Origin of the sequence: Dactylosporangium cerinum (assembly GCF_042653625.1) — a bacterium.
GTDB lineage: Bacteria > Actinomycetota > Actinomycetes > Mycobacteriales > Micromonosporaceae > Dactylosporangium > Dactylosporangium cerinum.
Genome location: NZ_JBHSIU010000034.1, coordinates 64,946 through 78,766, shown reverse-complemented (window position 1 = coordinate 78,766; position 13,821 = coordinate 64,946). Strand labels below are relative to the sequence as shown.

Sequence of the window (13,821 nt, the reverse complement as noted above, 5' to 3'; positions counted from 1 at the left end):
GAGGAGCTGGTCATCATGGGTTCAGTCTCTGGGTCAGGCCGACGCCGGAGCGCAGCGGAGGTGGCGGCATGACCCGGTTGTTCATCCAGGATGTGACGCTGCGGGACGGCATGCACGCCGTCCGGCACCGCATGGCCCTCGACTCGGTCGCCCGGATCGTGGCGGCGCTGGACGCGGCCGGGGTGGACGGCATCGAGGTGGCCCACGGCGACGGGCTGGCCGGCGGCAGCCTGAACTACGGCCCCGGCTCACACACCGACTGGGAGTGGATCGAGGTGGCCGCCGCGCACATCAGCCGGGCCCGGCTGACCACCCTGCTGCTGCCCGGCATCGGCACCATCGCGGAGCTCCGGCAGGCGTACGCGCTCGGCGTCCGCTCGGTCCGCATCGCCACCCACTGCACCGAGGCCGACGTCGCGGCCCAGCACATCGCGACCGCCCGCGAGCTGGGCATGGACGTCTCCGGCTTCCTGATGATGAGCCACCTCGCCGGGCCGGCCGAGCTGGCCGGGCAGGCGAAGCTCATGGAGTCCTACGGCGCGCACTGCGTCTACGTCACCGACTCCGGCGGCCGGCTGATGATGGACGGCGTGCGCGAGCGGATCCGGGCGTACCGCGACGTCCTGGAACCGGACACCGAGCTGGGCATCCACGCGCACGAGAACCTGTCGCTGTCGGTCGCCAACTCGATGGTCGCCGTGGAGGAGGGCGTCACCAGGGTGGACGCGTCCCTGGCCGGTCAGGGCGCCGGGGCCGGCAACTGCCCGATCGAGCCGTTCGTCGCGGTAGCGATCCTGCGCGGCTGGGAGCACGGCTGTGACCTGTTCGCCCTGCAGGACGCGGCGGAGGACATCGTGCGGCCGCTGCAGGACCGCCCGGTCCGGGTTGACCGGGAGACCCTCACCCTCGGCTACGCGGGCGTCTACAGCTCGTTCCTGCGGCACGCCGAGACGGCGGCGCGGCGGCACGGCCTGGACGTGCGGGACATCCTGGTGGAGGCCGGCCGGCGGCGCCTGGTCGGCGGCCAGGAGGACCTGCTCGTCGACATCGCCCTGGACCTGAACCATCACCCATGCCGAGCAACGAATCAACGAATCAACGACTCGGCACACTAGCCGACGTGCACGTGTGGCCGGTGGCGGCGGTCGGGTTCCTGCCGGCGCAGCACCTCGCGGGTGACCGGTGCGATCTCGCCCTGGCCGAAGATGAGGAAGCGGAGAAAGTTGGCGGCCGGGTTGCCCTCGGTCCACTCGAAGTAGATGTGCGGGCGCCGGCCGGTGCGGTCCCGGATGCCGAGCAGCAGCGCGGCGACAGCGCTCGCGACGGCCGGGTTCCGCAGGACCAGGACCCGGTAACGGCCGTGCAGCACCTCGCCACGGACCACAACGGCAGAGGCGAAGTCCGAGGCGTCGGTGATGGCCACCTCGACGAAGATCACGTCGGCGGCGTCGGGGATGTCGTTGTCGGCCTGGATCTGCCGCAGCTTCTCCTGGTAATCGAGGGCCGCGCGGTGCGCGGGTTCCTTCGCGACGAGCCGGATCGTGCGCCGGGCGCAGTCGTGGATGAAGGTGCTGGCGGTCTCGTCGAACTGCAGGTCGGTGACCCGCAGTTCGAACGACCGGTCGATGCGGGACAGCACGGACACCAGCAGGATGCCGGTGATGAAGCACCCGGCGATCTTCACGCCGTCCGGGCGTTCGGCGATGTTGGCGATCGTGGTGTAGACGAGGACGACGGCGATGACCGCGAACCCTCCGAACGCGCGGCGTTGCTGGTGGCGGCGCGCGGACAGGGCGGCGGCCACCGAGGCGGAGGTGATCAGGACGAGGACGCCGGTGGCGTAGGCGCCGCCCTGGGCGTTGACGTCGGCGTCGAAGAGGACGGTGATCAGAAACGCGATGGCGAGGAACACCAGGACCAGCGGCCGCACCGCGCCGGCCCAGTCCGGTGCCATCCCGTAGCGGGGCAGGTACCGGGGAACCAGGTTCAGCAGGCCGGCCATCGCGGACGCGCCGGCGAACCAGAGGATCGCGATGGTCGCCAGGTCGTACACGGTACCGAAGACCGGGCCGAGGTGCTCGTGCGCCAGGTACGCCAACGCCCGGCCGTCGGCCTTCCCGCCCGACTTGAACTCGGCCGGCGGGATGAGGACCGTGGTGATGACGCTGGTGGTGAGCAGGAACCCGCTCATGATCAGCGCCGCGGTGGTGAGCAGTTTCCTGGTGTCGCGGATCCGCCCGGCCGGGTGTTCCTCACTGTCGGCCGGGTCGCCGCGGACGTGTGGCATCACCGCCACCCCGGTCTCGAACCCGGACAGGCCCAGCGCCAGTTTCGGGAACACGAGCAACGCGATCGCCACGACCAGCAGCGGATTGCCGTGCCGGGCCGTCAGCGCCGACGACCAGTTGGTGAGCGTCGACGGGTGGGTCGCGATCAGCCACAGGCCGTCGACGACGACGACCACGTTCAGCGCCAGGTAGACCCCGACGATGGTGACCGCGATGCCGACCGCCTCGGTGAAGCCGATGAGGAACACCGCGCCGAGGAGCCCGAGCAGGACCAGGGTCACCAGGACCTCGTGGTCGTGCAGCGCCGCGGGCCAGAACGGGTTCTCGTCCAGGTGCGCGGTGGCGTCCGCGGCGGACAGCGTCATCGTGATGATGAAGTCGGTGGCCGCGAACCCGAGCAGGACCAGGACGAACAGCTTGCCCTGCCAGAACGGCAGCAGCCGCACCAGCATCGCGATCGAGCCTTCACCGTGCGGGCTCTCCGCGGCGACCCGCCGATACACCGGCAGCGCGCCGAGCAGCGTGACCAGGATCAGCACCACGGTCGCCACCGGTGACAGCAGCCCGGCGGCGAGCGCGGCGATCCCCGGCTGGTAGCCCAGGGTCGAGAAGTAGTCCACCCCGGTCAGGCACATCACCTTCCACCACGGGTGGCGGCGGTCCGCGGCCGGTTTGGCGCCCGGCCCCGCGTGCTGCAGCGAACGGTCGTTGATGCCCGACAGCAGCCAGGCGCGGATCCCGGTCATCGCGGGCCCGCTCCGCGGGAGGGGCCGTGCACGCGCTGCTCACCCCGGCGGGTGATCCGGCCGGGGTTGCGGAACGAGACGTCTGGAGTCTCCTGCACGGCAGGCCTGTACCCCGCGACACCGCAAGTAGCAACCCTCGGCGGATGACGGCCCGGCGCCTGTGGAGACCGGCACATGTACTCACGTGACAGCAACAGCTGCGAAACACGACGTGGCTACCTTCGTGCCACCTTCCGATGAGGAGATCACGATGGGGCAGCCAATGGATCGACGTTTGTTCATGTTGCGGACCGCTCGGGCGGCGGCCGGCCTCGCCGTCCTGGGCTCGGCGGCGACCGCGCTCGCGGCGTGCGGCGACGACGACGAGGCGCCGTCCACGTCGGCGTCGGGGGGCAAGGACTTCGGCACGCTCAACTACCAGCTGTCCTGGATCAAGAACGTCGAGTTCGCGGGTGCGTACATCGCGGACACCAACGGCTACTACAAGGAGGCCGGGTTCAGCTCGGTCAACCTGATGGCCGGCGGGCCGAACGTCAGCCAGGACTCCGTGGTCACCGCCGGCAAGGCACTGGTGGGCATCTCCTCACCGGACATCACCAGCGCGGCGATCCTGAAAGGGGCACCGCTGGTCGCGATCGGCGCGCAGTACCAGAAGAACCCCTTCTGCATCATGAGCCTGGCCAGCAAGCCGATCAACAGCCCGCAGGACCTGGTGGGCAAGAAGATCGGCGTGCAGGCGACCAACGAGCCGGTCTGGAACGCGTTCCTGAAGGCCAACAACCTCGACCCGAGCAAGATCACGAAGGTGCCGGCGCAGTTCGACCCGCAGCCGCTGGTCGCGAAGGAGGTCGACGGCTGGTTCTCGTTCTTCACCAACGAGCCGAACCTGCTCAAGACCAAGGGCATCGACACCGCGGTGATGCTGCTCAACGACCACGGATATCCGATGGTGTCGGAGATCTACGTGGTCCGGAAGGACTCGCTCGTCAAGGACCGCGACAAGGTCAAGGCGATGCTGATCGGCGACATCCGCGGCTGGACGAAGTCGATCCAGGACCCGGCCCTCGGGGCGAAGCTCGCCGCCACCGTCTACGGCAAGGACCTCGGGCTCAGCGAGGCCGAGCAGGTCCTGGAGTCCGCGGCGCAGAACACCGTCGTGCAGACCGCCGACACGAAGGCCAACGGCCTGTTCACCATCACCGACCAGCTCATCGACGAGACGATCAAGACCCTCGCCCTGGGCGGCATCACCATCACCAAGGACCAGCTGTTCGACCTGTCGGTCCTCAAGGAGGTCTACCAGGCCGATCCCAGCCTCAAGGTGGCCTCCTGAACACCGAAACGGCCGCGCCGGCCGACCGTGGGATCGTGCTGCGCCAGCTCACCAAGCAGTTCACGATCCGGCGGTCGGTCGTCACCGCGCTGGACCGGGTCGACCTGGACACCGCCGCCGGGGCCTTCGTCGCGTTGCTCGGCCCCTCCGGCTGCGGCAAGTCCACGATCCTGCGGATCCTCGCCGACCTGGAACAGCCGACCTCCGGTGCGGCGTTCGTCCACGGTGAGGCGCCGGCGCAGACGCGGCGCAACCATCATCTGGGCATCGCGTTCCAGGACGCGGCGCTGCTGCCGTGGCGGTCGGTGACCGCGAACATCCGGCTGCCGCTGCAGGTCAGCGGGGTCAAGGTCGACGACGCGACGATCGCCGACCTGATCCGGCTGGTCGGGTTGGAGGGCTTCGAGCAGGCCCGCCCCGCGCAGCTGTCCGGCGGCATGCGGCAGCGGGTGGCGATCGCCCGCGCCCTCGTGGTCGAACCGCGGATCCTGCTGCTGGACGAGCCCTTCGGGGCGCTGGACGAGATGACCCGCCAGCGGCTCAACCTGGAGCTGCAGCGGATCTGGACCGAACGCGCCACGACCACCCTGCTGGTCACCCACTCCATCGCCGAGGCGGTCTTCCTCGCCGACACCGTGGCCGTGATGAGCCCCCGGCCGGGACGCATCGTGGCCCAGATCGACATCGACCTGCCCCGGCCCCGGACCCCGGAGATGCTGCGCACGCCACGGTTCCACGAACTCGAGGACCAGCTCAGCGCGCTGCTGTTCGGCGGCGACCCTGCTCTCACCGGCGAGGCCCGGTGAGACCCGCCGCCTGGTGGCCCGGTGCGCTCGGCCTCCTCGCGCTGCTGCTGGCGTGGGAACTGGCCGGCCGCACGGTCTTCGCGGCGTCCGGTGTCGTGCCGCCGCCCACCGCCATCTCGGCCCAGCTGCTCGATGACGGTCTGGACTTCTACTGGCCCAACATCGTGACCACCCTGCGGGAGGCGGGCGCCGGCTGGCTGTACGGCAACCTCATCGCCGTCGCGCTCGCGGTCGCCTTCGTGCAGGTCCCGTTCGTCGAGCGGGCACTGCTGCAACTCGCCCTCGCCAGCTACTGCCTGCCGGTGATCGCGATCGGGCCCGTGCTCGCCGTGCTCTTCAGCGACGACACCCCGAAGGTGATCCTGGCGGCGCTGTCGGTCATCTTCACCACCCTCGTCGGGACCCTGGTCGGGCTGCGCAGCGCCGACCGGACCAGCCTCGACCTGGTCCGTGCCTACGGCGGCGGTTCCTGGACCCAGCTGTGGCGGGTCCGGCTCCGCGCGAGCCTGCCGGGCATGTTCGCCGGCCTGCGCATCGCGGCACCGGCGGCGATGCTCGGCGCGATCATCGGGGAGTACCTGGGTGCGGAGTCCGGCCTCGGCGTGGCGATGATCAACTCGCAGCAGAGCCTCGCCGTCGAACGGACCTGGGGCATCGCCCTCGTCGCCACCGCACTGTCCGGCGCCGCGTACGCGCTCACCGCGCTGGCCGGCACGCTGCTGACCCCCTGGGCACCGCGGGTGAAACGATGAACCGGGCGGTGAAACGGGTCCTGATCGGACTCGGCAGCGCCGCGCTGTCGGTCGGCGTGATCTGCGCCGTCTGGCAGGGGCTGATCAGCGGCTTCGACCTCGACCCCTTCCTGACCCGCGGACCCCTGGACGTCTGGCGCTACCTCCTGGACCCACAGCACGACGCCGAACGGGCGCTGCTGGCCGAGGCGAGCCGGATCACCGCGTGGGACGCGGTCATCGGCATGGTGGCGGGCACGGCCGCGGCCGTCGCCATGGCGCTCGCGTTCGCCCTGTGGCGCAGCTTCGAGCAGACGGTCATGCCCATCGCGATGGCCCTGCGGGCGGTCCCACTGGTCGCGATGACCCCGCTGATCGCACTGGTCTTCGGACGCGGGCTGCTGTCGGTCACGGTGATCGCCGGCATCGTCACCTTCTTCCCGGTCCTGGTGAACGTCTCCCTCGCCCTGCGAGCGGTGCCGGCCTCCGCCCTCGACCTCATGCACGCCTACGGCGCGTCGCCGACCACCACGCTCTGGCGGGTGCAGGTCCCGTCCGCGCTGCCGGCGCTCTTCGCCGCGATGCGGGTCGCCGCCCCCCTCGCACTGGTCGGCGCCCTGCTCGCGGAATGGCTGACCACCGGCCGCGGTCTCGGCTACCTCATGCTGCAGTCGGTGACGACGTTCGAACTGGACCGGATGTGGACCGCGGTGACGATCGTGACCGTGGCGTCGATCCTGCTCTACACCGTGATCAGCGTGCTGGAGCAGCTCACCCTGGCCCGCTACGCCCCGGACCAGACCCGCCGCGCCCTGTGACCGCCCGAGCGGACGAGATGAACCGCAACGTCATGGCCGCGGCGCAGGGCAGTGTGGCCATCGCCCGCAACATCTCCACCGTGGCCACGGCGACCGAACGCACCATGCGCGGCGCGGCCGACAACTCCCGTGCCGCAAACGAACTGGCGGAGATGTCCCGGGAGCTGCGAGCGGTCGTCGCACAGTTCAAGGTGTGACCGCGACGGTGGGCACGCCCTCCACGGCGAGCGTCGCCCAGACGACCTTGCCGGTCCCGGCCGGGTGGGCGCCCCACCCGGTGGTCAGCCGGGCGACGGTGTGCAGGCCGCGTCCACGCCAGCACAGTCCCAGGCGGTCGTCGGCAACCGGGTCGAGCAGCCGGGGCATCGCCGGGCTGTCGTCCTGGACCTGGACCACGAGGCAGCGACGCCGGTGCGCGACGGTCACGGCGATGTCGGCGCGCGCATGACACACCGCATTGTCGACCAGTTCGCCCACCACCTCCCGCGCCGCATACAGCAGGCGCGGGAGATCCCAGGCTGCGCACGCGCCGGCGACGAAGTCCCGGGCCAGTGCGCCGCCCCACGGCGTGACCGTGAAGGCCTGCTGCCGCCAGCGCTCGAAGCGGACGAGCCCGGCGGCGACGAGATCCGCCTCGGCACGGGTGGCGACGAGGTTCGAACCCGCGCAGTACAGGCGCAGCGCCTTGCGCAGCTGCTCCCCGGCGACCACGATCAGCGGCACCCCCGACGCGCGGCGGGCCTCCCGACGCATCAGCAGGAACATCGGCACGACCTCGCCGCCCGCGTCCAGCCCGAGCAGATCGATCACCAGCGCGACCGGCTGCTCGGCCAGGCACTTGGCCAGACCCACCCGGACCGACGGCATCACGGCCGTGTCCAACGCGCCGTTCAGGGCCAGGCAGACACTGTCCTGGCTCCGGGTGATGGTGACGAGGAACGGCCTGGCTTCGATGCCTCGCATCGTACCTCCGGTGAACATCCCCAAACATGATTCACCCGAACGAGGAACCCCGCCGGCGGCCGTCAACGGCCGGTCAGGCGTCCTGGAGCACACCGTCACCGGCGCGCAGCCGGGCGACCAGGGTCGGCGTCACCGCCCGGTACGCGGACGGGTCAACCGGGTTGAGCCAGTGCGCGGCCCGCACCCGCTTGCTGATGTTGAGGTCCAGGTCGTCCAGGACCTCGTCGACGTTCTTCAGCGAGAACGGGATGATCTTCGTGCCGCGGCAGTGGTGCCGGTCGGTGGCCACGTCCATGAACGCCAGCTGCGCCTCGACCTGGCGGCGCATGGCGCCCGGATCGGGCAGCGGCACCGCGCCGGCCAGGTGCGCGGTGATCCACACGGCCGCCATCTCGGCGTTGAGCGGGCTGAAGAACGACGAGTTGTAGCCGTTGAAGTAGAGCCCGTCCACGCCCAGCGGCAGGATCTGCCGGTAGAGCAGGAAGTTGGTCCGCTCGTCGAAGAGGTGCCGCTGCACGTCGGCCTCGAGGAACGGCACGCCCTGGCGGAAGCCGGTCGCGCAGACGACGAGGTCGGCGGGGAGCACGGTGCCGTCGGAGAGCTCCGCCACCGGCCGGCCGTCGCGGGCCGACAGCCGCACGATCGTGGTGTCGCGGTGCACGACGATCGTGCCCGCCTCGACGCCCTCGAAGAAGCCCTCGGTGGCCAGGCCGATCGCGCCCTTGACGATGCCTTCCATGGTGCCGGGCGGCACCAGCCCGAGCCGCTTGAGCTTGAACTGCCGCTTGGACACCGAGCCCACCGAGTTGAGCATGCTGCGGCGGATCGGGTTGCCCGGGCCGTGCAGGAACTTCTCGACGCCGCGGAGCCGGTGGTAGCGGAACAGCGCCTCGCCCATCCGGGTCAGCAGCAGCATCTTGAAGTTGAGCACCCCGGCGATCTTGCGCGGTACCTTCCACAGCAGCTGCCGGGCGATCACGTGGGTGCCGGCGGCGACCTCACTGAGCGGGACGGTCACGTCGCACGCCGACTTGCCGTAGCCGACCACCAGGACCTGCTTGTCGCGGCCCAGTTCCGCGTCGTGGACGTCGGTGCCGGCGAGGACCTGCCCGCCGGCCGCCACGAACTCGTCCGCGCCGTCGAAGGCCGGCAGGTTCGGCTCGCTGAACACGCCGTTGGCGACCACGAGCCGGTCGACGGTCTCGGTGCCTCCGGTGGAGAGGGTGAGGCTCCAGCGGCCCGCCTCCCGCGCGGCCCGTTCGACCCTGACGCCGAGCCGCAGGTGCGGCTGGATGCCGAATTCGACGGTGTACGCCTCGAGCCACGACTGCACCTGGGCGCCGGTCGGCCACTCCGGGAGGTCCTTCGGCATCGGGTAGTCCGACAGGCCATAGGTGGCCCGGGCGCTCTGGGTGGTCAGGCCCGGGTAGCGCCGGGTGCGGCTCCACACCCCGCCCACGTCCGGTGCCGAGTCGAAGACCACGACGTCGTGCCCGGCCTGCAGCAGCGTCTTGGCGGTGGCCAGTCCGGCCACCCCGGCGCCGATGATCCCGACGCGCATGGTCAGTGCCCCCCGCCGGGCGGCAGCTGCAACTGGATCCCGAACTCCTCCATGATGGGCTTCAGCGTCGCCATGTCCTTCGGGCCGGGCGGCAGCTCACCGAGCGCCTGGTAGTACGCCTCGAGCCCGGCCGGGGACACCACGGAGATGACGCGGGCCTCCTCGCCGTACGGGTTGCGGAACGTGTGCACCACGTTGCGTGGCAGGTAGAGGTAGTCGCCGAACTCAAGGGTGAACTCCTCGCCGCCGAGGGACACGTCCAGCCGGCCGGCGAGGCAGATGAACGACTCGTCCTCGCGGGTGTGCAGGTGGGCCGGCGGGCCGTTGGTCTCCGCCGGGATGCTGTACTCGAACAGCGAGTACGCCTCGCGGGTCGCCGATCCGTTCGCCTTCATCGTGATGTTCAGGCCGATCGCGGGGATCTGCGTCCCTTTGCGCGAGGCGAGCATGTAACCACCGCCAAGGCTCATGGCGTTCCTCCTCTTTCCTCGGGGTGTGCGCTGGCTCACAGCGTGCGGCCGGCCGGTCCGCGCACCAACCCCGGGTCCCGCTGAGCGGGACGGAATGTCGTGGCTACCGGGTGCAGTACGCCCGGGACGTGGCCGCCGCGGCCAGCCGCACCGCGGGCCCGGCGCGGTCGGCGCGGACCAGCGCGGTCGGGCCGGTGACCGAGACGGCGGCGACCACCTCGCCCAGCGGCCCGAAGATCGGCGCGGCGACGCAGCTGATCCCGATGTTGCCCTCCTCCCGCTCCACGGCCAGGCCGCGGTCGGGGATGGCGACCAGCTCGCGGCGCAGGGCACTGGCCGTGGTGATGGTCCGGGGCGTGCGGCGGTCCAGCCCGGCGTCGATCACCGCCTGCACGGTGTGCTCGTCGCTGTAGGCGAGGATGGCCCGGCCCAGCGCCGAGCAGTACGCCGGCAGCAGCGCCCCCACCTGCGACAACATCGGCAGCGGACGATGCCCGGTGATCTTCTCGACCAGCAGGATCTGGGTGCCGCTGAGCACGCCGAGCTGCACCGTCGTGCGGGTGGCGTGGTAGAGGTCCTGCAGGAACGGCAGCGCCGTCTCGCGCAGCTCGTGCCGCACCGGGGCCAGGCCGGACAGCTCGAAGATCCGGTTGCCGATCCGGTACCGGTCCGCCGGCTTGTCCAGCCATCCCAGCCGCAGCATGGTGTCCGCGGTGCGGTGGGTGCTCGAGCGTGGCAGGCCGCAGCGGGCGACCAGCGCGGCCAGGGTCAGCTCCCGGTGCTGCTCGTCGAAGGCGCCGAAGATCGCGGCCGCCCGGTCCAGGCCGCCGAGGCCCGGCTGCGAACCCGCGTCCCGCTCAGCGGGACTCACGGTAGGACCCTGCCGGTCATGCCGGTCAGGCTAGACGCTGACCGGCGATGTGGGGAGGCCATCATCAGCAGAAGGACCGCTCTGGTCGGCGGCGGTGGCTCCGGGATCGGGTTCGCCGCCGCGGAGTGCCTGGCCCGGGCCGGCCACGACATCGTCCTCGCCGGTCGCCGCCCGGAGCCGCTGCACGCGGCCGCAGCCGCGATCGCCGGCCGCACCGGCGCCGCCGTGACCACCGTCGTCGCCGACCTCGCCACGGACCGCCCGCGGCAGGCCGCGGACGTCGACGTCCTGGTGCTCAACGCGGGCGGCCCGCCGCCCGGCCGCATCCTGGACGTCGACGACGAGGGCTGGCAGGTCGCGTTCGACCTGCTGCTGCGCGGGCCGTTGCGGCTGGCCCGGCTGGCGCTGCCGGCGATGGCCGGGCGCGGCTTCGGCCGGGTGGTCTTCGTGACGTCCACGGCGGTCCGCCAGCCGCAGCCGGACCTGGCCGCCAGCGTGGTGCTGCGGGCCGCGGTGACCGGCGCCGCCAAACTGCTCTCCCACGAGTACGCCGACCGCGGCGTCACCGTCAACTGCGTCGCACCCGGCCCGACCGCCACCGAGCGCCGGCACGCGATCCTCGCCGCCCGCGCGGAGCGCACCGGCGCGACCTACGCCGAGCTGGACGCCGCGGACGTGGCCACGGTGCCGGCCGGGCGGGCGGGACGGCCCGAGGAGGTCGGCGCGGCCATCTCGTTCCTGGCCTCCGCAGATGCAAGCTACGTCAACGGGACCGTGCTCACGGTCGACGGTGGCAGAACGGAGGCAGCCTGATGGCACAGTCCGGACCGGACTTCGACCTGGCCGAGTTCCTCGGCGCGATCTCGGCGGCGGTGCGGCCCAGCGGGGCCCGCCCGATCGTGGTGCACGACCACGAGCTGGAGACGCTGCCCGCGGCGCAGGTGCACAACCCGACGCTGCTGCGGATCGCCGGGAAGCTGCCGACCGCCACGTTCGAGATCTTCCGGCAGAGCATCCCGCCGGGGCTGAGCTCCGACATGCAGCGGCACTACCACGAGACCGTCCACTACGTGATCTCCGGCACCGGGCACACCGAGGTCGAGGACGAGGTCGAGCGGTGGAGCACCGGCGCGTTCATCTACACGCCGCCGTGGACGTGGCACCGGCACTACAACGACTCCGCCGGCGCGCCGGTCGAGTTCCTCACCATCGAGAACTCCCGGCTGCTGCACCAGTTCGGGATCGCCCGCAGGCAGAGCGCGGGACTGGCCACCGTCGCCGAGGCCCGCGCCCGATGCAACGAGGAGGGGACATGAGCGGTCCGCAGCGCAGCGGAGGAACCGGTCATCAGGTGCGCAGTGTTGGCTCAGGCCGACGCCGGAGCGCAGCGGAGGTGGCGGCATGAGCCTGCCCGAGCACATCAGCATCTGGGCCGAGCTGGCCACGGTCGATCACGAGCTGCGCCACGTCGACGTGGGCGGGGTGCGCACCCGGGTCCTGCGCGCCGGCAGCGGCCCGGACCTGATCCTGCTGCACGGCACCGGCGGCCATCTCGAGGCGTACGCGCGCGACATCGCGGGGCTGGCCGCAGACTTCCGGGTCACCGCCTACGACATGCTCGGGCACGGGTGGTCGGACACGCCGGACCGCCCGTACACCATCGACGTGCTCAGCGATCACCTCATCGGGCTGATGGACGCGCTGGGCATCGACCGCGCGCACCTGTCCGGGGAGTCGCTCGGCGGGTGGGTGGTGGCCTGGACGGCCGCGCACCATCCCGGGCGGGTGGACCGGCTGGTGCTCAACACGCCGGGCAACATCGCGAACAAGCCCGCGGTGATGGCCCGGATGCGGGACAGCACGATGGCCGCGGTGCTGGACCCGAGCGACGAGACCGTGCGCCGGCGGGTGGAGTTCCTGTTCCACCACAAGGAGATGGTCACCGACGAACTCGTCAACCTGCGGCGGGCCGTCTACCGCCGGCCCGGGTTCGTCCAGGCGATCACGAACACGCTGGTGCTGCAGGATCCGCTGGTGCGCAGGGACTTCGCCTGGGGGCCGGACTGGGTCGGCACGGTGAGCGCCCCGACGCTGCTGCTGTGGACCGAGCACGACCCGACCGGCGGGCTGGACGAGGCGGACCTGCTGCTCGGCTGGCTGCCGGACGCGCGGCTGCACGTCATCGCCGACGCCGGGCACTGGCCGCAGTGGGAGAAGGTCGACGAGTACCTGCGCGCCCACCGGGACTTCCTGCTGCTCGGGAAGGACCCCGCGTGAGCGAGATCATCGGCTTCGCCGGGATGTCGCACTCACCGTTCGCGACGCTGCTGCCGCCGGCCGGCGCCGGCGAACCCGGCGGCCGGTTCCTGGCCGACGCGCGGCGGGTCGCCGCCGCGGTGGCGGAGCTGGCCCCGGACGCGGTCGTGGTGATCGGCCCGGACCACTTCCACGCGAACTTCTACGACCAGATGCCGCCGTTCGTGCTCGGCGTCGAGGCGGCCACCGGGTTCGGTGACTTCGGCAGCACCGAGGGCCGGCTGCCGGTCGCGTCCGGGCTGGCGTGGGCGGTGCGGGACGGGCTGGCCGACGCGGGCTTCGACGTGTCGTTGTCCTACGCGCTGACCGTCGACCACGGCGTGGTGCAGAGCTATGAGATGACCACCGGCGGGATCGAGATCCCGTTGGTCCCGCTGGTGCTGAACACCGCCGCGCCGCCGCTGCCCGGGCTGGCGCGGTGCGTGGCCCTGGGCCGGGCGCTGGGCGACGCGATCCGCCGCTGCCCCGACCCCGGCCGGGTCCTGGTCGTCGCCAGCGGCGGGTTGTCGCACTGGCTGCCCTCCAACGACCCGCGGGACCCGTCGGTGGTCGGCGAGCGCCGCGACGCGCTGATCCACGGCCGCAAGGACGCCCGGGCGTTCGCCGCGGTCCGCGAGCCGCGGGTGCGGGCGATGGCGGGCAACCCGGACGCGCCGGTGAACGCGGGCTGGGACCGCTGGTTCCTGCGGCAGCTGCGCACGGTGGACCTCGAACCGGTCGTGGCGCTGGGCCACGAGCAGCTGGAGCGCGAGGCCGGCAGCGGCGGCCACGAGATCCGCTCGTGGCTGGTCGGCCACGCCGCGGTCGGGCTCCCCCTCGTCTGGGACAGCTACGAGCCGGTCCCCGAATGGATCACCGGCATGGCGATCGGCACGACCTTCCCCGTGCGGCCCGCCTAAGGCACCTCCAACGCTTCCG

Annotated in this window: 15 protein-coding genes; 10 read left to right on the top strand and 5 right to left on the bottom strand. The window is 71.7% G+C overall.

The window, feature by feature from the left end:
• Nucleotides 1–68 precede the first annotated feature (68 nt).
• Nucleotides 69–1,115 (top strand): 4-hydroxy-2-oxovalerate aldolase, encoded by a 1,047-nt coding sequence (gene dmpG / locus ACFPIJ_RS26565; protein ID WP_380118389.1) that lies wholly within the window; start codon nt 69–71, stop codon nt 1,113–1,115.
• On the opposite strand, the gene ACFPIJ_RS26560 is transcribed toward dmpG, so the two are convergent.
• Nucleotides 1,112–3,034, bottom strand: a complete 1,923-nt coding sequence (locus ACFPIJ_RS26560) for an APC family permease (RefSeq protein ID WP_380118387.1) — start codon at nt 3,032–3,034, stop codon at nt 1,112–1,114. The two genes, dmpG and ACFPIJ_RS26560, sit on opposite strands and share 4 nt — an antisense overlap.
• 280 nt (nt 3,035–3,314) lie before the next feature.
• On the opposite strand from ACFPIJ_RS26560, the gene ACFPIJ_RS26555 reads away from it, so the two are divergent.
• The 5 genes from ACFPIJ_RS26555 to ACFPIJ_RS26535 are packed head-to-tail and all read left to right on the top strand — an operon-like array spanning nt 3,315 to nt 6,919.
• Nucleotides 3,315–4,367 carry an ABC transporter substrate-binding protein gene (locus ACFPIJ_RS26555; protein ID WP_380118385.1) on the top strand — a complete coding sequence of 351 codons (1,053 nt, stop codon included), beginning with the start codon at nt 3,315–3,317 and terminating at the stop codon, nt 4,365–4,367.
• A 35-nt stretch (nt 4,368–4,402) separates the two neighbouring features.
• On the top strand, nt 4,403–5,173 hold the full coding sequence (locus ACFPIJ_RS26550; protein ID WP_380118383.1) for an ABC transporter ATP-binding protein: 771 nt from the start codon (nt 4,403–4,405) through the stop codon (nt 5,171–5,173).
• Complete coding sequence (locus ACFPIJ_RS26545; protein ID WP_380118381.1) at nt 5,170–5,925, top strand: ABC transporter permease; 756 nt, start codon at nt 5,170–5,172, stop codon at nt 5,923–5,925. The genes ACFPIJ_RS26550 and ACFPIJ_RS26545 overlap by 4 nt, the downstream gene beginning before the upstream one ends.
• Nucleotides 5,922–6,722, top strand: a complete 801-nt coding sequence (locus ACFPIJ_RS26540; RefSeq protein ID WP_380118379.1) for an ABC transporter permease — start codon at nt 5,922–5,924, stop codon at nt 6,720–6,722. The genes ACFPIJ_RS26545 and ACFPIJ_RS26540 overlap by 4 nt, the downstream gene beginning before the upstream one ends.
• A 17-nt stretch (nt 6,723–6,739) precedes the next feature.
• A complete protein-coding gene (locus ACFPIJ_RS26535) occupies nt 6,740–6,919 on the top strand; it encodes a hypothetical protein (protein ID WP_380118377.1) in 180 nt (59 codons plus the stop codon).
• Here ACFPIJ_RS26535 and ACFPIJ_RS26530 read toward each other — a convergent pair.
• The 4 genes from ACFPIJ_RS26530 to ACFPIJ_RS26515 form a co-directional block, all read right to left on the bottom strand.
• Nucleotides 6,909–7,685 (bottom strand): hypothetical protein, encoded by a 777-nt coding sequence (locus tag ACFPIJ_RS26530; protein WP_380118375.1) that lies wholly within the window; start codon nt 7,683–7,685, stop codon nt 6,909–6,911. The genes ACFPIJ_RS26535 and ACFPIJ_RS26530 overlap by 11 nt on opposite strands.
• Before the next feature lie 73 nt (nt 7,686–7,758).
• Nucleotides 7,759–9,246, bottom strand: coding sequence for a flavin-containing monooxygenase (locus ACFPIJ_RS26525; protein ID WP_380118373.1), 1,488 nt, complete (start codon nt 9,244–9,246; stop codon nt 7,759–7,761).
• 2 nt (nt 9,247–9,248) lie between these two features.
• Entirely contained in the window at nt 9,249–9,716 is a 468-nt protein-coding gene (locus tag ACFPIJ_RS26520; RefSeq protein WP_380118371.1) for a cupin domain-containing protein, read from the bottom strand.
• Nucleotides 9,717–9,819: 103 nt separating this feature from the next.
• Nucleotides 9,820–10,587 carry an IclR family transcriptional regulator gene (locus tag ACFPIJ_RS26515; protein WP_380118369.1) on the bottom strand — a complete coding sequence of 256 codons (768 nt, stop codon included), beginning with the start codon at nt 10,585–10,587 and terminating at the stop codon, nt 9,820–9,822.
• A gap of 18 nt (nt 10,588–10,605) precedes the next feature.
• Here ACFPIJ_RS26515 and ACFPIJ_RS26510 point away from each other — a divergent pair, with 18 nt between their 5' ends.
• From ACFPIJ_RS26510 to ACFPIJ_RS26495, 4 genes are all read left to right on the top strand, one after another.
• The gene (locus ACFPIJ_RS26510) at nt 10,606–11,400 is read left to right on the top strand and encodes an SDR family oxidoreductase (RefSeq protein WP_380118367.1); all 795 of its coding nucleotides are present in this window, start codon (nt 10,606–10,608) and stop codon (nt 11,398–11,400) included.
• Nucleotides 11,400–11,903, top strand: coding sequence for a cupin domain-containing protein (locus ACFPIJ_RS26505; protein ID WP_380118365.1), 504 nt, complete (start codon nt 11,400–11,402; stop codon nt 11,901–11,903). Before ACFPIJ_RS26510 ends, ACFPIJ_RS26505 begins: the two co-directional genes overlap by 1 nt.
• An 85-nt stretch (nt 11,904–11,988) precedes the next feature.
• Nucleotides 11,989–12,864, top strand: coding sequence for an alpha/beta fold hydrolase (locus ACFPIJ_RS26500; protein ID WP_380118363.1), 876 nt, complete (start codon nt 11,989–11,991; stop codon nt 12,862–12,864).
• A complete protein-coding gene (locus ACFPIJ_RS26495; protein ID WP_380118361.1) occupies nt 12,861–13,802 on the top strand; it encodes a DODA-type extradiol aromatic ring-opening family dioxygenase in 942 nt (313 codons plus the stop codon). Before ACFPIJ_RS26500 ends, ACFPIJ_RS26495 begins: the two co-directional genes overlap by 4 nt.
• The last annotated feature ends 19 nt before the right edge of the window (nt 13,803–13,821 follow it).

Coding starts and splice junctions, on each gene's coding strand:
- ACFPIJ_RS26535 (WP_380118377.1), top strand. CDS start 6,740: ATGAACCGCAACGTCATGGCCGCGGCGCAGGGCAGTGTGGCCATCGCC.
- ACFPIJ_RS26540 (WP_380118379.1), top strand. CDS start 5,922: ATGAACCGGGCGGTGAAACGGGTCCTGATCGGACTCGGCAGCGCCGCG.
- ACFPIJ_RS26500 (WP_380118363.1), top strand. CDS start 11,989: ATGAGCCTGCCCGAGCACATCAGCATCTGGGCCGAGCTGGCCACGGTC.
- ACFPIJ_RS26530 (WP_380118375.1), bottom strand. CDS start 7,685: ATGCGAGGCATCGAAGCCAGGCCGTTCCTCGTCACCATCACCCGGAGC.
- ACFPIJ_RS26510 (WP_380118367.1), top strand. CDS start 10,606: ATGCCGGTCAGGCTAGACGCTGACCGGCGATGTGGGGAGGCCATCATC.
- ACFPIJ_RS26520 (WP_380118371.1), bottom strand. CDS start 9,716: ATGAGCCTTGGCGGTGGTTACATGCTCGCCTCGCGCAAAGGGACGCAG.
- ACFPIJ_RS26505 (WP_380118365.1), top strand. CDS start 11,400: ATGGCACAGTCCGGACCGGACTTCGACCTGGCCGAGTTCCTCGGCGCG.
- ACFPIJ_RS26525 (WP_380118373.1), bottom strand. CDS start 9,246: ATGCGCGTCGGGATCATCGGCGCCGGGGTGGCCGGACTGGCCACCGCC.
- ACFPIJ_RS26555 (WP_380118385.1), top strand. CDS start 3,315: ATGTTGCGGACCGCTCGGGCGGCGGCCGGCCTCGCCGTCCTGGGCTCG.
- ACFPIJ_RS26560 (WP_380118387.1), bottom strand. CDS start 3,034: ATGACCGGGATCCGCGCCTGGCTGCTGTCGGGCATCAACGACCGTTCG.
- dmpG (WP_380118389.1), top strand. CDS start 69: ATGACCCGGTTGTTCATCCAGGATGTGACGCTGCGGGACGGCATGCAC.